Consider the following 18,774-nt stretch of genomic DNA (forward strand, 5'->3'; position numbering starts at 1 on the left):
CTAGCATTTCTGTCAAAACCCTCTGACATAGCATCATTTTCTTAACCTTTAAATAATTTGGTCACAACTGCTCTGCAACTAGAATTTTGCAGAGCAGTAGCTTCTGTGAATTTTATTATCGCGAAATAATGCAGTGAGAATACTCAAAAATTCTATTATTCCCATTTTTTATTTGTAATTTATATCTGAAGACAGATTATTTAATTTTGCATCTAGCGCTATTAAAATGTAGCGGCGCAAACAATAACTGCTTTTTAATTTTTGGTGAAAAGTCAGAATTTGTGTTAGAAAGTTGGTCGTTCAGATTTTCAGGCTGTGGTTGGTTAAACTGTGCATTTGCATTCAATAAACCGAGAAAGTTCGTTTCATCCTCTTAAAAATAATCAAAACAATATAGAAATTCAGCGGGAAAGCTCTATGAAAGTAGCAGTCCAGCAGGAAGATTTACAGCTTTTAGCCAAAACTTTGCAGGAACAATTACTTGTAGAAGTCTCAACGGCTGAAGTCTTCGAGGTTAAGTGTGCCGTCAATAAAGACGAGTTAATGATTTTAACGCAACACGCATCAGATGTAATAGTTGATGCTCAACTAATTTTTGCAGTCATTGAGGAAGTACTTCAGTCTCTAGCACCCCGCAAAGAGCAGCGAGTGCAATGTTTCCTCAGAGTTTTTGGTGAACAACTCCCTTATGCCAAATGTTTCGTAGCTCTGAAGCAGACGGAGGAATGGGGGGATAGGGAGATGGGGAGATGGGGAGATGGGGGAGTAGGAGAAGATGAGGAAGCAATATCTTATTCATCCTCATCGGCTCTGACATATTTTCCATCAATCGATGAAACTGATGAAGAGGAACTGTTTGATCCGTTTGCAGATGTGCCGAATTTGTCGGCTTCTAAGTCAGGATTCCAAGTCAAACCTGTACTACTGGGTGCAGTGTTGGTGGGAATTGTCGTTTTAGGTAGTGGTACTTACTTCTTGACTCGCCCTTGTGTGATGTCCGAGTGTCAAGAAATACAAAATGCCGCACAATTAAAAACAAAATCTCCGCAACTGATGCGCCGCGCCAAGTCTGAAAAAGAATTAGTTGCTGTACAACAGAAACTTGCAGCAGCCAGTGTGGCCCTGAATGTAATTCCTAGTTGGTCGCCTCGTCACCAGATGTCAGAAGAACTAAAAGTAAGTTTGTCTGGGCGGTCAGAAAAAATCAACCAGGTGGTCAAGGCTTTGCAGACAGCATCTTTGGCGATACAAAAAGTTCAAACTCCTGCATCTAGTCTAGAGGAATTACAGGCTAGACAACACTTATGGCGACAGGCTATAGCCCCACTAGAAGCTGTAAGTTCCAGTAGTGAACTCTATGGACTGGTACAGGGTAAATTACTTAATTATCGTGTCCGTTTGCACGCTGTAAATCAGCAGATAGCTACTGAGGAAAAATGGCTGAAAAAAATAACAGCAGCAAAAGCTGTTGCTGTTGCAGCCGAAAAGCGGGAAGCTACTGCTAAATCTTTGAATGACTGGCAAAAGGTGCAGTCTACTTGGCTGGTGGTAGTTAATACCTTGAATACCATTCCCCGGACTAGTGCTGGATACCAAGATGCCCAAAAGCTGATGGTAGATTATAAACCTAAGTTAGTACTAGCACGCGATCGCGCTACTAAAGAACGATTAGCTGTTAAAAGCTACCAACAAGCCCTTAGCACCGCCAACCAAGCCAAAGTATATCAGCAACAAAACCAATGGCAAGCTGCGGCGACCTACTGGGATCAGGCTTTGCAAACTGCTAAACAGATTTCGGAAGATAGCTTGTACTACACTCAGGCTCAGTCTCTCATCGAACCCTACTCAGCAGCCCTCAAGCAAGCACAAGAAAAAGTACAAGTTGTTAGTAGTTTCCAACAAACCCGCACTGACTTAGATAAAACCTGTATTAATGGAATTCGGATTTGCACTTTTAGCATGGACAATGCAGGAATTATTGTCCGGCTAACCCCTGAGTATGACCAAATCAGGCAAAATAACTTGGCTAATCCTTATTCTGAGAACTCGGATACTGCTGTTGACGTAACCAATCACTTGCAAATCTTACGGGAAGCCTTAGCTGTAATTAGTGACAATGCCAATATGTCCCTTTTCCTTTATGATTCCCAAGGTCAGGTAATCTATACACGGACTTTAGGCGGGTAAGTGCGTTGGCATAGCCCACTGTTCGCGTAGCGTTCCGCAGGAAAGGTATCGCTTCTCGCTATGACCTTCAGACAAGCGAGAAGCCTCTTGTGATCGCTCCTTATACTAAACTCACTTGTCTGTGCGTTGGTGTAGCCCACCAAAAGTATTACTTTTTCCATCATCCCCAACACCCACACACAAAAAATAAGGAAATTTGATTCCCTGGCGGGACGGAAAGCAGAGATTTAAAAGATTGTAATGGAATACATATTCTGCCTAACGCGGAACATTGTTGTGTGGCAAATCTTTATTTATGTACAAAAGTGAAACTCTATAAACTCTGATAAAAAATAAAAAACTGATTAGCGATTTCGATGTACGCTGCTTAAAATTGCTAAAGTTTCAATGCTGTACAGCAACTGTTATTTATAAAGGTGGGATATCAAGTATGAGCAATCTTTATTACTGGGTTAAAGGTCTAGGAATTGCAATAAGTGGTGCAATAGTTATCTCTGGAAATTCTGCTATTGCTCAAATTAACCATGATGTTACTCTAACTAATAATTCTAGTGTTGCAACACAGGAGAACATCAGAATTATTGAAGGGGGAATCAAATCTGGAAGTAATCTGTCTCACAGTTTTAAGCAGTTTTCTGTTCCCGCTATAAGCACAGTCTACTGCAAGAACACCGCAGATATTCAAAACATTATTAGCCTGGTCACAAATCAGAAGTACGGTATATCAGCCGACGCAGTTCAGAAAATTCAGCACAGTATAGACCAAAGTCAAATTCAAGATGAGGATTGCTCTGATTGCACTTGCACTTGTTGGTCAAGAACCCTTAGAAAATGGGTTCCTTGCTCATGCACTTAAGCTTGAACAGTATTACCTTAATTCTTAATTTATTGAGAATTAAGGTAATAATATTGCTCTATAAAGCCTATTTTGTTAGCAATCGCTCTTTCTACTAAACTCAACTGTGGATGTGTTGGCGTAGCCCACCAAAGGTATCGCTTCTTCACAATAACCTTCACACAAGCGATCGCTCCTTCTGCTCAAATCAGGTGTGGTGCGATCGCTGATTCGCTATGACTTTCACATAAAGCGATCGCTGCTTCTACAAAATTTAGGTGTGGTGCGATCGCTTTTTTGCTATGAATTTCATACAAGCGATCGCTTCTTGTACTCAACTCAGATGTCCGTACATTGACGTAGACCACCGTTCGCGTAGTGTTCGGCTAACGGTCAGTAGCTAAGATTCATCAACGCTTTCAGGAAATCCGGCAGAAATATATGAAGTTTTGTTACGTAATGCGTAATTATAACTAGCCAAGCTGAAGTGATAATTATGGGAGTTCGCAAGAGCTTTACAAGATAAGTTTATACATTTACCACTCTGCAAGGAAAGTAAAATTCATGGAATCTCAAACAGCACAGTCAATAGTCATAGATGATCACACATTACAGCAGTTAAAAGATGAAATTAAGCAGGAAATGCTTAATTTACTCAGTAACTCTAACTTAAGCAAGATACTCGAAAAATACGGTATACCAGCACAAGATGTTCTTAAACTTCAGTATACACTCGACCTAAATCAACTCCAATCTAATGACGTTGGCGTACATCAGCAAACCAAGAAATTTTTGCAAGCATTTCCAGACAAGAAATTGAATACATTCTGCATAGTATTGCGTAAGCCTTGCCCGATAGACAACCATCCTGATGGTTGCTGGATGGACTGTCAATAAGAACATCAAAATTTAAATAAGTTTACTAATATCCAATTAATACCTACTTATTGACAAAGATTTAGGCATAGAAGCTTTGCGGTTGCACCTTGCCAGTCTGAGGAGATAAATTCTTTGTCAAGTCTATGGTAGTCATGGGGAAGGTCTAAATTGAAAAGCTGGTAACTCTTATCTTATCAGCTTGTCCCACATTTTTCCTAATTCATATTCGGTGTAAGAAATCGATTAAGGTGCAAATTCTATGATGTATCAAAGCCGAAGCGGCCGGTACTGGAAGTTACGTCTAGTGGGTGTTTTAGTATTTACTGGAACACTTGCTTTTTCTGGAAGTCGTGCTTTGTCTCAGATTACACCAGATGACACCTTGGGATTTGAAAATTCAATTGTTACACCCAAGGTGATTGATAGACTCCCTACTGACCAGATCGATGGTGGGGCAATTCGCGATACGAACCTTTTCCACAGCTTTGAACAGTTTTCTGTTCGCACTGGAAGCGCAGCTTATTTCAACAACGCCGCAAATATTAAGAACATCATTACCCGAGTAACAGGTAAATCTATTTCAAATATTGATGGAATTCTTAAAGCTAATAATCAAGCTAATCTGTTTTTGATTAATCCTAACGGGATTATTTTTGGGCCCAATGCTTCTTTAAACATAGGCGGTTCATTTGTAGCAAGTACAGCGAGTAGCCTAAACTTTGCTAATGATACTAAATTTAGTACTACAGATCCCAAAACTATACCTCTACTAATAGTAAGTGTTCCCACTGGCTTACAATTCGGAGCAAATGCAGGTTTCATCCGCAATGAATCCCAAGCTAGTCCAAATCAAGCAACCAATCGCTTAAATGCCGCCGTTGGTCTACAAGTGCAGTCAGGTAAAACCTTGGCACTTGTAGGCGGTGATATAACATTGGAGGGCGGAAATTTAACGGCAAAAGGGGGACGAATTGAGCTAGGAAGTGTTGCTGGCAATAGTCTGGTCAGTCTGAAGCCAACGAACCAAGGTTGGGTCTTAGGTTATGAAGGTGTCCAGAATTTTCAGAACATTCAACTAATGCAGCGAACTGTTAACAGTTCTGCAAAGCCATCTCAGGTAGATGTTAGTGGCGAAGGTAGTGGCGATATTCAGGTGCAGGGTAGGCGCATTCTGTTAACTGGCTTTTCACAGATTTTAGCTAATACCTTGGGTTCCCAATCAGGAGGAAATTTAACGGTGACTGGCTCAGAGTCCGTGGAATTAATTGGCCCCGGCACACCGTTGACGGCTGTGACTTTTGGTGCAGGAGACGCTGGAGACTTAACGATTACAACTGGGCAGTTGATTGTCCGCAATGGAGCACAAGTAAGAAATGGAGCACAAGTTGGGAATGTAGAACAAAGCTTGGGTTCAGGAGGAAAATTGACCGTAAACGCCTCAGATTCTGTGGACTTAATCGGTGGTTTCTCCTTTGGTCGTAGTTTTTCATTCAGTGGATTGTTTAGTGGAACTCCCGATGTTGGAAATGCTGGTGATATAACGATCAATACTGGAAAGTTGCGTATCCAGGGTGGGGCACAAGTAACAACACAGTCTTCAGGAACGCTAGCTCTTAATAAATATTTCCCAGCTACAGGGAAAGGAGGAAATTTGACTGTAAACGCCTCCGAGTCTATAGAAATAACTGGAGTTTCACCTAATGGTTCTACATCCAGTGGCTTGTCTGCTTTTACTAACGGCCCTGGAGATGCAGGGAAAGTGACAATAGATACAAATAAATTAATTATCCGGGATGGGGCTACGATAACTGTGAGCAGCGGACTTCCAGGACTTCCACAGGATGTAATCTATCAAGGGGATGTAAGCAATCTAGGAGCAGCCGGCAATCTAAATGTAAATGCTCGCTCCATATTTCTAGACACCAAAGGAAAACTCACGTCTAATAGTGAATCAGGTAAAGGCGGTAATATTACGCTACAGGTGCGGGACTTATTACTGATGCGCCGCAATAGTCAAATATCCACCAATGCCGGGGGTGATAAAACTGGCGGTAATATCACCATCAATGCACTTAATGGCTTTGTTGTGGCCACTCCCTTCGGAAATAACGATATAACTGCCAACGCCTTTTCTGGCTCTGGTGGTAAAATCACAATCACCACTAAGAATATCTTTGGTTTTGTGCCCCGTACCCGTGCAAATGTAGAAAGGCTTGATCCAAAGGAAATAAACCCGAATAACCTGCGAACAAGTGACATCACCGCATTTTCTCAGCAAAACCCTTCATTAAATGGCACTGTACAAATCAACTCACCAGATGCTGACCCCAGTAAGGGATTAGTGGAATTACCCGTAAATCTGGTTGATGGTTCGCAGCAAATTGCTGCTGGTTGTGATTCTGGTGAAAGAATAGCCAGAAGTTCATTTATTGCTACTGGGCGTGGAGGATTAGTAGCCGATCCCACGCAGCCATTGATAGCTGAGGATGCAGTGCTGGCAGATTGGATCACACTCTCTCCAGAGAGTCAGAAACGTGCTAGCGGTATTCAGACAAAAGCGGTTGTTCAGGCGCAGCGAAACACAGAAGAAAAATCACAGAAAGCTAATTCTGTCAATGAACCTACTCAAATTGTAGAAGCCCAAGGGTGGGTTACAGATGCCAATGGTAACGTGGTTCTGGTTGCTCAAGTACCCACTGCATCGCCCCATAACTCCTCGCTCACCGCTACATCTTGCGCTGCTAATTAGAAGATGAACAGTCAACTTAGAGCCAATTCGCAATTACGCTCCTGCGTCGCTAACACAATTCGCAATTAAGAAACTTATACCAATTTAATTAATGATTGCAACACATCCTTGGGTAAAGACGCGATTCATCGCGTCTCTACAGATGGTCTATTTGTCGCATTCTTTTTTCAAATTGGCATTAGGGACTTTCAAATAAAAAAACATCCCAAATTTTCTTGTAGGATGGGTGTCCCCACCACTGGTGTCAACTTAACGCGAAACCGCACGTCCGCCAGCACGTCCGCCAGGGATTGTAAATCCCTGTCTCATAGCTAAAGTCCTCTGAAGAGGACTTCATAGCGCAAAAATTTTCAGTCTACTTCAGTAGACTTGAGCAATTAGTCAGGGATTTACAATCCCTGGCTGGCGGGTGAACAACACCCAATCAGTACGCTATTTTTGGCTTAACTTGACACCAGTGGCAAGATGCCCACCCCACAAAATGGATAATTTATTTCTTGGAAGTCCCTTAGATGCAGCAAGACTTTCCTGATTTACATCTGTTTCCTCATTTTGGAGAATTGGTATTATAGCCAAGGCGAATTGAAATTCGCGGCTACACAAACGAAGTCCGCCTCCGCGGACTAAGGGAAAATTGAGGGTTTGAAACCCACTAAGGTGGGTTTTGTCGGTGTAGACGCGGTTTCTAACCGCCCTTTTGACTTCGAGGCCATGCGCGATGCCTATTCCCTAACTAGTCTCCTGAATTTGCAGACGTACAGTGTGTTCAGTCGCACCACTAAGTTGCAATTCCATGATTTCACCACCCAGAGGTTCCAAGCAAGTGAGGAGCGATCGCAAGTTGGGTGTACTTGCACCAGTATCTACATATAATCTATCTGCCAAATTGCCGATCCGTTTCCAAGTCATATAGAGTTTAGCGATCGTTTGTTCAATCTGCGATGCTTGATTGACCAAATCAGCAGCAATGCTCAAACAGCCGACTCTTTGCGCTTCTTCTAAGGCTGTTTCAATATCAACATTTTCCTGCGTTAGCGCCTGAACTTGAGCCGCCCCTTTGAGATATTTCGCCAAGTTACGCGCTTCGGTAGTTACCTGTTTCAGGGTATCCACATCAGGATTAGCAGCTATTTCTTTCTGGATAAACTTTTGGTGCGATTCTGGCAGTTTTTCCATTTCCTTCACCAGTGGGGCGATGTAGCGCGGGGGAAGGGTGTTATCTGCTGCTTTTTCCTTGACTGCTTCCGGTAATAAATCTGAGGACATGGCTGTCCATTCATCGCTGAGTTGTCGCACTTCCCGCCTGGTGATGCGATCGCCTTTTTGGGCGGCTTCACTCACCATCTGTTGCACTTCTGGCGATGCTTTGGAGGTTTCCACAAATGCCCGTTTACTGAAGTTATTTACAGAACCAGGGTCAAGTTTACCGTCTTCGATCAGACTATCAGCACTATTAGCCAGTTGAATCCAGGAGTATGCTTGACTTTTGCTGATTTCCCGCTCTTTTAGCCATCGCAGAAAACCAGTACCGCGTCCGTCGCCACCGACTTTTTCTCTGTCGCGGATAGCCCGTAAAATTCGCCCCCGCCAGATTTCAGTTTGCAAATCAAAGCGATCGCATACCTGCCAAGCTATTTCGAGCTGCTGTTGAAAATCTGACTCTAAAATCTGTTCATCTTCTGGATCGGGCAGTTCAAAGCTGATATCTGCTGGCTGTAGTAACGCAGCAGCAAGGTCGTTGATGGAGTCGGTATCTTGCACGATTGATGACTAACTAGTGGATGCGATCGGCTTATTATGCCACAATCTGCGGACTATCACTTAAGGGGGAGTGCGGTATTTTGAATTACAACAAATATAGTAAGAAGGGGTAAACCACCTCAGTGAGGTCTTTCATTGATCAGAGAGAATAAAAATAAAACGATGAACCAGGTAGACTACCTCCGCATTAGTTTAATAGATCGCTGTAACTTTCGTTGTCAATACTGTATGCCAGAGGGAGTAGAACTGGACTATATTCTCAAGCAACAGCTGTTGACTGATGAGGAGTTACTCACCTTAATTCAAGAGGTATTTATTCCAGTAGGCTTTAATCGGTTTCGTTTAACTGGGGGTGAACCCTTATTGCGTCCGCGTGTAGTGGATTTGGTAAGTGCGATCGCTTCTTTTCCCCAAACTCAAGACCTTTCAATGACCACCAACGGTTTTTTGCTGGCTCCGATGGCGAAAAACCTCTACAATGCTGGTCTGCGACGAATTAATATTAGTCTGGACTCTCTTGATCCCGACATTTTTGATCAAATTATTGGTAATCAGGGCCGTTCTCGTTGGCAACAAGTTTGGCAGGGAATTCAAGCTGCTCATCAAGTTGGATTCGACCCACTGAAGCTGAATGTGGTGGTGATTCCAGGCGTTAATGACCACGAAATTCTAGATTTAGCCGCCTTAACAATTGAAAAACAGTGGCACGTTCGATTTATCGAATTTATGCCCATTGGTAATGTGCATTTATTTGGCGATCGCGGTTGGGTAGCTTCAGCCGATTTACGGCAACAAATCCGCGATCGCTGGGGCTTGACAGAATCACAAGTTCGTGGTTTTGGCCCTGCTGATGTCTTTAAAATTCCCGGTGCGAAGGGGACACTGGGATTTATTAGTCAAATGTCAGAATGTTTTTGCGATCGCTGTAATCGGATGCGCCTGAGTGCCGATGGTTGGCTGCGTCCCTGTTTATTGAATGAAACTGGTCAAATAGATTTAAAAACTGCTCTGCGTTCTGGCACTAGCACCGCTCAATTACAAGAGCAGGTGAGGCATTTACTCGGAATCAAGCCAGAAATTAACTTTAAAGGGCGCGATTCTGGCATTTTAGGTACATATACACGCACCATGTCGCAAATTGGTGGTTAGTCATTTGTCCTTCGTCCTTTGTCATTTGTCCTTCGTCATTTGCTTAGACTAGTGGATTGTGCGTAAGTCCTAAACTAATGACAAATGACCAATGACTAATGACTAGGGACAAATGAATATTACGCTTGTCGTGAGTAGTACTCAACCACAAGTAGTTCATTAACTTGTAATGCCACCCATTCCCGTTCAATAACGCTGTTGACTTTACCAACCAACTTATTTTTGTCAAACTCCAAATGACTGGGAAGGTTTGCCAAACCGGGATATTGCAAGTTAGCTTCCACCAATTTGCGTGATTGTGCCCGATCCCTGACTGCAATTGTTTCACCAGGACGGCATTGGTAGCTGGCAATATTCACCACACGACCGTTAACAGTTACGTGACTGTGATTCACCAGTTGGCGAGCCGCTGGGATAGTCGGGGCTATACCCAAGCGGAAAACGGTATTATCCAAACGCATTTCTAGCAATTGCAGCAACACTTGTCCGGTAGAACCAGTAACACGTCTAGCTTTCCGCACATAGCGGAGCAATTGCTTTTCAGTCAAACCGTAATTGAAGCGGAGTTTTTGCTTTTCCTCTAGACGGATAGCATACTCAGAGCGCTTTTTACGGTTCTGACCATGCTGACCAGGTGGGTAAGCGCGTCTAGCGCTTTTACGAGTCAATCCTGGTAAATCGCCCAAGCGGCGTACAATTCTGAGGCGTGGCCCTCTATATCGGGACATGAGTTTCCTTAATCTAATCCTGTTTAAACTTTACCGAAACATTCAATTTTGACACTCCCCTGATGTTTAATCAGGGGATTCTTGGTTTTTTGAAGCTGCTTACCGAGGTAAGACGTATCTCACCAAGGTAGACGCATCGATTTTTGCGCCAGTTGCTTTTAATCGGTAAACCCGACAAACTAGCCTCCAAGCCTGAATTCCGACCTGTCACGCCGTACTCCTGCCCATAACTTTTTTGTGTTTATTTAGTTTCGTAGGCTACTCAATCATTAGATTGGTTTACGTAGTATTCTTAACTTTGAAATACTTTTTACGTTGCCTACTTATCTTTCAAACAGTTATATTAACACAATTTCCGCCATAATTAATTATGTCTATACCTTGCTCCCGCTGAAATTCTTTAATTGCAGAGGATTTTTAAAATATTTAAGTTAGCATAACTTTGGGTGTTTGGAGAATGGCAATGTCAATGAGCAAAAAAGTGGTTAACAGAGGGAAGAACAAACAAGCTAGTTCGACCTTCAGGAATTTAACAATACCAGTTTTGGCTATAGCTGGATGGTTGACAACGATCTTACCCAATACAGCGATCGCAGCTTCCTACAGCAATGATTATAGTGTCTGTGCGGGTCGCCTTTTGAGCGTGGGTATAACGGCAGAAGCAGCATCAGAAGGTTGTGCAGCAGCACTGCGTCCCAGGGATTTGGCTGCTTGCGTGGTTAAAATTGATAAGGAAACCGAAATTGCCGCCACAGATGCGCTTTCTTCTTGTGGGAAGGCCCGGCGTCCTGAAGAGTTAGCTACCTGTGTAGTTGGCGTCAGCTTAAATACTAAGGAAGAAGCTAATCCGGCAGTTTTAGAGTACTGTGGACGTAGTTTGTTACCCGTGCGCTTTGGCCAGTGTGTGGTTGGCTTGCGTAGTCAAATTGATTTTCCTGCTACTCAAGCGCTAGATACCTGTATCAGTGCTGATGATAGTGTTGTTGGCGCTTCATCTTCATCTACACCACCTACCGTAATTCCTGCGGGATCAAATCCAAGTATCGAGAATACCCCATTTCCAACGCAACCGCTTGTTCCAGCGCAACCAGGCACTAATTAATTGACAGTGCTTTGTGTAATTGATTGAAAATACAGGTTGAATATAGAGTTGGCTATTTGCCAACCCGATTCAGGCACTACCAAAACATAAATCATCTGATCTACTACTATTTCTCAGATACAAGGTTGGGTGGAGCAACAGCGAAACCCAACCTTATATATTACCGAAGAAAGGCAGAAGGCAGGAGGCAGAGGGCAGGAGGTAAGAAGTATCAATTAAAACTTTAGTTCTGGGTCTAAAGCCCAGTTTAAAGTGATAATTATACCGAGACTGCTTGCAGCGAGGTATAAAACGTCCTTGCTTCAATCCCACTCTTTTAAGGGTGGGTTACCTCCTGCCTCCTGCCTTCATCCTCCTGCCTCCTGAAAAAGCTTCCAACTAACTGGGTAATTTACCTTTGCTGACTATATGGCAAAGATTAGGCAATTACAGGATCACCGCACTCGGTCGCAACCAGTAGTTCAACTCTGGTGCAGTAAATGCTTGGCGGATTTCTTTTCGTTCCTGATTCAAAACCATCGGACGCTGTACACCAGCAAGAAACTGCACATCATAAAGTTCTTGACAGCCTGTGGTGAACTTGAGCATTCCCACCTGCTGCCCATTTCGCAAATCCACGACTGCCACGCCACAAAGCAACTGCTCAAACCGTTGAGTAATGGGCAACCCTCCAAAAATATGCCGTTCCCGAATCTGGCATAGTCCCACTAGGGCGTAATACCCGACGCAGCACAATCCCCGCAGAAATCCAGGGAGTACACAGACTACCTGTTTGTCTCCTGATTCTGGATGAATGCGCCATACTTCCCCAGCACCAGAGTTGAGTAACCATAAAAACCCGTCATGCCAAATTGGGGAATGGGGCATTGATAATCCATCTAAAATAATTTCATTACTCTCTACTTCCACCACCACGCCACCATTGGCTTTACCCGGCCGCCATCCCCCGACGGTATCTGTCGTACCTAGGGCAGTCACATACTTAGGTTTGCCATCTACCATCGCTAACCCATTCAGGTGACAGCGGTCTTCTGGCACTACTTCGGAAATAAATTTGGGATGCCAGCGCGGTACAAAGCTGAAGTCTGGACTCAAGGCAGAAAGACAGGAAAAACGGGTGTTGACAATCCACAGCCCTTCTCTGCCAAATTCCAGGTCGTGAATATTGAGGTCGCCTGTAAAATATGTCATCCGTGGCAGATAAAGGGCATCGTACCGTCCGGGCTGGTCTTCTAAAAACTCATAAGCTAAGGCGGGGGCATTGGCTAATAAACAGACTTCGTGATGGCTAGCCAGTGCTAAACGTGAACCATTAACTGCCAATCCCATTGGTTTGGAAAATTGGCGTAACAGCATGGTAATCTGTTGCCCATTCCAGCCTACTAGTGCTAGTTTCCCGGCTTGGTAGGTGGTGATGGCAACTGAACCTCCGGCTTGACTCAGCCAGGAGATAAATCCCTGATCGGCATCACACTGAATTAAGTTATTCTCTTCTGGGGCAGTAGTAGGAGAGGTGGTTAACATAAATCAAATTTTGTTGGGGTAATAATGTTATGGTTTAGACTTAGCCAAGTATAAAAACGGTTAAACAAAACTAAATCCATTAAGAAGTAAAATTGGTTACCAATAAAAAACCTGTAGCAGCAAAAACATCGAAAGGAATCGCCCGCTGATAACAGGTCGCGCCGCAACAAGCTGCAATGTATCAAACCTTGCAGACATTTTTAGCTTAGTTGTTTTTATAATGTTTTACTGGTAAGTATTGTTTGGGTGACTAATGTATGATAGTGACTTTTTATTTAAAACAAATCAGTATATATATTGAAGATAAGTTTAGTCAAAACTTGAATTATTTGCAATAAACAATACTATAGGGGCGCACAGGTGTGCGCCCCTATTGGTGATTCTGATTCAAATAAATGAAAAATTCTATAATACTCCTCTCCAACACGGAGAGGAGTTGGAGAGAGTTTGGTCGAAGTCACGTTAATTGATCGCCTTTGGTAATTTGGAATTTTGCACAGTCGTACTAATCTTCTCTTTCGCCAAAAGCTGTCTGTAAAACCACTGCAATCCCTCCATCTTGGTGATATTTATCTGCCCAGGCACGAATAACTTCATCCAATTCTTCCATAGCTTGCTCCATTTTTTCTGGAAGAATATCAAGTTCTTCCAACAAGCGCATGGCATTTCGTCGCCGTTCTGCCCAATTTTTCATCATACGGAAATACCGAGCGGTATCTTCTACCATGATGTAAGTACGTTCTTGGTCGTCTGCTGGGGCATAAAAAGGACGGGTAAGAGCGTAGAAGGGCATTCCCCAAGGAGAATCAATGCGGGTTACTGTTCCGGAATAAAGCAGACGGCGCTTGATATGCTCACCCAAAGCTTCACTCAAAGGCATTTGGTGTTCGGATGGCAAGTCTTCTTGCGATCGCCTGTGCAAAAACTCAATCAAATCCAGAAACTCAAAAGAGCTAACTAACTGGGCATCTGGTAGATTACTGGGCAGTTTTTGCTCAATTTGTCTTTTTTCTTCACTTGTCAGACTGCTACCAGGAACGCGCGATCGCCCCGGTTGCCAAGGATATTTTTCTAGCCAGACATAAGGCAATTGAATCAAATAGCGAGGTTCTTGAGAACCCAACATTTTTAACAGTTTGCCTTCTGTTAGAGCCTGTCTGACTTCTTCTACAATAATTTTTACCCGTTTCGGCTCCAGGTGGTGCAAATGCCCTGTCATTCGCAGGTTTTGTCCCTGCTCTAGATAGGTCATGTAAATTGCACACTTTGCTGCTGTTGCGGCTGCGTCTAAAAATGCCCCATGCCTGTGCCCACTCGTCCGCATGGCACTAAAAGCCAGATAAAGCATGATCTGATCCATCGCACTGGGGTCAAGACGTTTGATCAGATCTATGTCGTTACTCATATTACAGACAATTGAATAGCACGTTTACAGAATTTTTAATCGAATGAAAATAGGTAGTATACACCTGGCTGAAGGCGATGTCTTCACTTCAGACTATATTAGTATGCGATAACTATGAGATCAGTAGTAGTCCAAACTACCATTTTCGCATATTTTCTGGTACACAGGAAAATTCAGTCGTTGTTACTATAACTGTTCCTGCATCTGACTGGAAAATTACAGACATCTCCAAGTTCAGCTTGACGGCGGCTTAGATCCCAAAAGTCAAATGTGTTGCAAGTAATCTACAAAGCTTTTCAGTTCTCTGAGGTTTTTCTCATCTTTCAAGAGCAACAACGTCAAGCTGCTTACACCTAATTATGGCATGATGCCGACTCGGAGTAAAAACTAGTTTGCGCGGTTCATCTGGGATATCTGTTACTCGAAAAAGATGATTTTTTCAGCTTTGGCGAATTATTTTGTAGTACACAAGGTGACTAAAAATAATTGGGAGTGGTCTAAAAATAAATCGCTTACCAGGTGTAGGTAGCCACATTTAGAGGTTAAGCCACACGGCTCGTTGTGAACTATTATCGCGTTCACAACCTCCAGTGATGTCTTGGCAGTATCAGCCGTTGGCTTAAGGAAAGGTGGTAGACATTAAGTAGAGCAAATAATTCCAATTTCAAAATGCCTGTTGTGTTTTCAAATATTGTTCCTTATCATATCATTGTTTTTTGCTTTTGGAATAAAAATATGTATTTTAAAGTTTATAAATGACGCGTATTTAAATATTTTATATTCTGCTTAAATCAAGGTTTGATGATATTTTTATTTTGACTAATAAATCAAGTCTGTTTTCTCCTTTTGTGTTGATGATTGGACACAGAAAGCCGCGATTTAGTTTGAATGAATCGCGTAGCCATAAGGCTTTGTTGAGCTTGCTAATAACCAAAAAATTAGTGACTAGCCATACATATAATAAAACATATTGGATTCCATCTGATGATTATTTAGAGATTTTTTTTCAATGAATTTATATTTTTTTCATGAAAGAATTTTAAAATTTCATGATTTAACTAATTCATTGGCTAGTTTCAAGTATGTTTTTACCTCGCTGTTTTATGTATTTGAGAGACTTAATTACGTAGATACTTTGTTGCTATAAAAGGAGGATACTCCGTAGCAGGTTATGATCTAAGCTTCTTTATCTGGGCATCTGGGCGATACCTGCGGCGGGCTACGCCTACGCAGACTAAATTGACGTTTTCCAGATTGCCAGAAATAAAGATACCATCTCACCAAACACAAAAGCATGGAAATGAGGATTTTTGAATTTGGCGTTACTCGCAGAGGTTTTCGTAGAATAAAGGTATTAGCTGTTTCACTGGCGATCGCTCCATATATTCATGTCGCTAGAATAGTCTCCCACGCTTAAAAAACTGATCACTCTAAACACTTCTGCTACTTTCTTTATCTCCTAGTTCCAAAACGTACTGCAATGGTCTTAAATCTTTGCCAATCTCCTCTCTGAGCCAGTACTCGTACTCAATTGCTGGAGTCAGTACTACTCATACTGCTTATATATACGTGTTTTCCCTACCTGTATCAGGCTAAATCCCTAAAAATATATTACAAGTCAAGTTATTCTGATTACTGGTCGCTCGTCTATGAAGTGTTATATCCACCTATACAACAGTCCTAAATCATTCGTAAAAACTTAAATCCCCAACTTCTTTGAGAAGTCGGGGATCTTGTTTGTCACAGATGATTTAGAGAAGTTAGGAGTGGGCGTATTAGCGTCAGGATTTATGCTGAGAGTGATGGGAGGTAAAGTCGCTCCCATCACATCTAAACTGATTGAACTCGCCATTTAATTCGTGGGATTAGAGGGTTTAACCTGATTTCGCATTGTTTCAAAGCTGAAAGCAGCCGCACCAAAGGTTACTAACAACACTCCCAGAATTTGCACAATCTCCAAATTCTCTTGAATGATTAACCCAGCGAAAATCACCGTTAAAACTGGGATAGTACCACCAATGAGCGCCGCTCGTGAGCCACCTAGTTTACTAATACCAACATTGTTGAGCAAATAGCCACCGAGAGTCAGCACACCCAAAATAAACGCGCTTAAAACCAGTTCTAGCATCTTAGAACTGTCAACTACCAAGTTCCAAAAAGGTAGCATCAAGCAGATAAAGCTCAACAACAACATGGTAGCGAAGTTAATTAATGTAAAAGTCACGGGATGCAGTTTGCTAGCACAAACCCTTGTCAGAATTATGTAAGCCGCAAAAGCCACGCCCGAAAGCAGGGCGGTGCTACTTCCCGTTGAAGTATTACCCATAGCTATGGCGGGAGAGCCTCCCAAAACTAGCAATTCACCGCAGCAAATCGCGGCGATCGCACCGATGCGGAATACTGTAGGGCGATCGCGAAACAGAAACCACGACAATAGACCACTAACCATCGGATAGATAAAGAACAGTGCGATCGCCATTCCAGTTGTGACTTGAGCGATCGCAATGTAAATTAGCACCTGAGACAAAAACAAAAAGCAGCCACTCACAATCGATAACACCAAAATCTGCTTGGTAGCTGCATTAGTAGGTGTGGGATTTCCTCGGACTGAAGCGGCCAAGTTTTCCAAGTCTTGCCACAGTCTTGGATGCAATATAGGAGACAACAGTAGCATCAGTGGTACTACTACCATAAACCGCAGCGTCAAAATCAACAGAGTATTGCCCAAAGTCGGTGGTAGTAACTGCTCTACTTCTAATACTCCAAAAATCTGGGAACCTTCGTGGAAAATTATCTTGATGGCTACGTTATAAAGCGACGATATCACTGCCGATAAGACAATCAACAAGAAACCGATTTGGAGCGGCGATAAGCCGGAGGAATTACGCGATTGTGGGGGTTTTGCTTCTGGCTGTGGTTCTAGCGCGGTGGTTGATGGAGATTGAGCTTTGTTCTGTGATACATCCTTGCGGAGGACAGAAATTGGTTCAGTAGTATTTAGCCTTAGAGAAGGGCGCTTCATTCTCGGCTGTGACACAGGTGCAGTCGGAGGATCTGATGTCGTTTCGTTTTCCGGTAAGTCTTGATTGAGAACAGAAGTTGGTTCTGTGACATTATCCTTTGGTGGCGGAACGACAGCAGTAGGAGGTTCTGATGTCGTTTCTCTTTCCGACAAATCTTTGTTGGGGACAGAAATTGGGTTCGCGGCGTTTTCTCTAACAACAGTCGCCTCTGGCGTTGTTTCCCTTTGCGACAAATCTTTGCTGGGAATAGAAATTGGGTTCGCGGCGGTTTCTCTAACAACCGTTGCCTCTGGCGGTGTTTCCCTTTGCGACAAATCTTTGCTGGGAATAGAAATTGGGTTCGCGGCGTTTTCTCTAACAACAGTCGCCTCTGGCGTTGTTTCCCTTTGCGACAAATCTTTGCTGGGAATAGAAATTGGGTTCGCGGCGGTTTCTCTAACAACCGTTGCCTCTGGCGGTGTTTCCCTTTGCGACAAATCTTTGCTGGGAATAGAAATTGGGTTCGCGGCGGTTTCTCTAGCAACCGTCGCCTCTGGCGGTGTTTCCCTTTCTAAAAATTTATTCTGGATTGGGGAAATTGGCTCAGGGGAATTTCTTACTACTTCGCTAGACGGTGGCTGGGATGTCTGAAAAGAACTGTTTTTTTCTGGCTCCGTAAACTGCAAAACAGTAGGTATACCTGATGTTGCTGGTTTGCGTGAAGTTTCTTCTATAGTTTTTTCTAGTTCTCCATGCAACCGATTAACAAATTCCGTCAAAATCGTTTCGCCTTGCTGCTGCTGGCTGTACATCCGTGACAGCTGTTGGGAAAGATTACTTTGATAGTTTTTTAGCTCTTGTTGCAGCGAGTTAAAGGTAACAGTAACGGTATCATCCAGACTGTCAAACATGTGTTCGACTTTTTCATTGATTTCACCTACTACATTGCTGCTCACTTCAGCAGACTTCAGCGCAGCTTGTTCGTAAGATTTGCCCTCTATGTTTTGGTTAGCTAAAGTTGCCAGAGACGATTGCAGTTGTGAAGATATATGCTTTGCCAGAACTTCTGCTAGCTGACGAATTAACACTTGCTGCTCAGTGATTTGGCGCACTTGTTGTAAATGCTCTTTTTCTTCTACTAAGCTTTGAATCTCATCAGATAACCGATTTTTTTCTGACTGAAGCCGCTTTACGTCTTCCTGCAAGGCTCTGAGAACATTCTGCTGAAGATTTTCTAAGTCTTCAACTACAGCCCACAGAGCATTTTCCGCTGCTCTGGATAGTTCGCCTCTGACTCTTGGATTTTCTGGTTGCTTCTCGAATCGCCCCATTAGCTTCTAACCTCTAACACCTTGACGATAAAGCTGCTTCCGGTACACTTTATTGGCGGTCATCCTAATTTCCTGTATTTTGTCAGATAAATTAAAAATTTTAACAGCACTTCCGCATTTCA

General features: G+C 43.0%; 14 protein-coding genes. 7 read left to right on the forward strand and 7 right to left on the reverse strand.

Annotation, left to right across the window (positions count from 1 at the left end; all coding sequences use genetic code 11):
* Window positions 1–417: 417 nt before the first annotated feature.
* Both HUN01_RS29445 and HUN01_RS29450 read left to right on the forward strand, forming a co-directional pair.
* Complete coding sequence (locus tag HUN01_RS29445) at window positions 418–2,187, forward strand: hypothetical protein (RefSeq protein WP_181929137.1); 1,770 nt, start codon at window positions 418–420, stop codon at window positions 2,185–2,187.
* A 430-nt stretch (window positions 2,188–2,617) separates the two neighbouring features.
* On the forward strand, window positions 2,618–3,043 hold the full coding sequence (locus HUN01_RS29450; RefSeq protein WP_181929138.1) for a two-partner secretion domain-containing protein: 426 nt from the start codon (window positions 2,618–2,620) through the stop codon (window positions 3,041–3,043).
* A 182-nt stretch (window positions 3,044–3,225) separates the two neighbouring features.
* On the opposite strand, the gene HUN01_RS29455 is transcribed toward HUN01_RS29450, so the two are convergent.
* Window positions 3,226–3,390 (reverse strand): hypothetical protein, encoded by a 165-nt coding sequence (locus HUN01_RS29455; RefSeq protein ID WP_181929139.1) that lies wholly within the window; start codon window positions 3,388–3,390, stop codon window positions 3,226–3,228.
* Window positions 3,391–3,586: 196 nt separating this feature from the next.
* Here HUN01_RS29455 and HUN01_RS29460 point away from each other — a divergent pair, with 196 nt between their 5' ends.
* The gene (locus tag HUN01_RS29460; protein WP_181929140.1) at window positions 3,587–3,919 is read left to right on the forward strand and encodes a hypothetical protein; all 333 of its coding nucleotides are present in this window, start codon (window positions 3,587–3,589) and stop codon (window positions 3,917–3,919) included.
* A gap of 244 nt (window positions 3,920–4,163) precedes the next feature.
* Complete coding sequence (locus HUN01_RS29465) at window positions 4,164–6,650, forward strand: two-partner secretion domain-containing protein (RefSeq protein ID WP_181932866.1); 2,487 nt, start codon at window positions 4,164–4,166, stop codon at window positions 6,648–6,650.
* A gap of 729 nt (window positions 6,651–7,379) precedes the next feature.
* Here the strand turns inward: HUN01_RS29465 and HUN01_RS29470 are convergent.
* The gene (locus tag HUN01_RS29470; protein ID WP_069071261.1) at window positions 7,380–8,411 is read right to left on the reverse strand and encodes a hypothetical protein; all 1,032 of its coding nucleotides are present in this window, start codon (window positions 8,409–8,411) and stop codon (window positions 7,380–7,382) included.
* A 162-nt stretch (window positions 8,412–8,573) separates the two neighbouring features.
* Here HUN01_RS29470 and moaA point away from each other — a divergent pair, with 162 nt between their 5' ends.
* Window positions 8,574–9,560, forward strand: a complete 987-nt coding sequence (gene moaA / locus HUN01_RS29475; protein ID WP_181929141.1) for a GTP 3',8-cyclase MoaA — start codon at window positions 8,574–8,576, stop codon at window positions 9,558–9,560.
* A 119-nt stretch (window positions 9,561–9,679) separates the two neighbouring features.
* Here the strand turns inward: moaA and rpsD are convergent, their stop codons facing one another.
* Window positions 9,680–10,288, reverse strand: coding sequence for a 30S ribosomal protein S4 (gene rpsD / locus HUN01_RS29480; RefSeq protein WP_181929142.1), 609 nt, complete (start codon window positions 10,286–10,288; stop codon window positions 9,680–9,682).
* Between the two features lie 463 nt (window positions 10,289–10,751).
* Here rpsD and HUN01_RS29485 point away from each other — a divergent pair, with 463 nt between their 5' ends.
* Complete coding sequence (locus tag HUN01_RS29485; protein WP_420832753.1) at window positions 10,752–11,390, forward strand: hypothetical protein; 639 nt, start codon at window positions 10,752–10,754, stop codon at window positions 11,388–11,390.
* Between the two features lie 426 nt (window positions 11,391–11,816).
* Here the strand turns inward: HUN01_RS29485 and HUN01_RS29490 are convergent, their stop codons facing one another.
* The gene (locus tag HUN01_RS29490; protein ID WP_181929144.1) at window positions 11,817–12,914 is read right to left on the reverse strand and encodes a TIGR03032 family protein; all 1,098 of its coding nucleotides are present in this window, start codon (window positions 12,912–12,914) and stop codon (window positions 11,817–11,819) included.
* A 505-nt stretch (window positions 12,915–13,419) separates the two neighbouring features.
* Entirely contained in the window at window positions 13,420–14,319 is a 900-nt protein-coding gene (hetR, locus tag HUN01_RS29495; protein WP_181929145.1) for a heterocyst differentiation master regulator HetR, read from the reverse strand.
* Window positions 14,320–15,613: 1,294 nt separating this feature from the next.
* Between hetR and HUN01_RS36270 the strand changes: the two genes are divergently transcribed.
* Window positions 15,614–15,736, forward strand: a complete 123-nt coding sequence (locus tag HUN01_RS36270; RefSeq protein WP_257798021.1) for a hypothetical protein — start codon at window positions 15,614–15,616, stop codon at window positions 15,734–15,736.
* Between the two features lie 282 nt (window positions 15,737–16,018).
* On the opposite strand, the gene HUN01_RS29500 is transcribed toward HUN01_RS36270, so the two are convergent.
* Window positions 16,019–16,171 (reverse strand): hypothetical protein, encoded by a 153-nt coding sequence (locus HUN01_RS29500; RefSeq protein ID WP_181929146.1) that lies wholly within the window; start codon window positions 16,169–16,171, stop codon window positions 16,019–16,021.
* A complete protein-coding gene (locus HUN01_RS29505) occupies window positions 16,172–18,652 on the reverse strand; it encodes an EamA family transporter (protein ID WP_181929147.1) in 2,481 nt (826 codons plus the stop codon). It lies immediately after the preceding gene.
* Between the last annotated feature and the right edge of the window lie 122 nt (window positions 18,653–18,774).

It is taken from the genome of Nostoc edaphicum CCNP1411 (assembly GCF_014023275.1).
Lineage (GTDB): Bacteria > Cyanobacteriota > Cyanobacteriia > Cyanobacteriales > Nostocaceae > Nostoc > Nostoc edaphicum_A.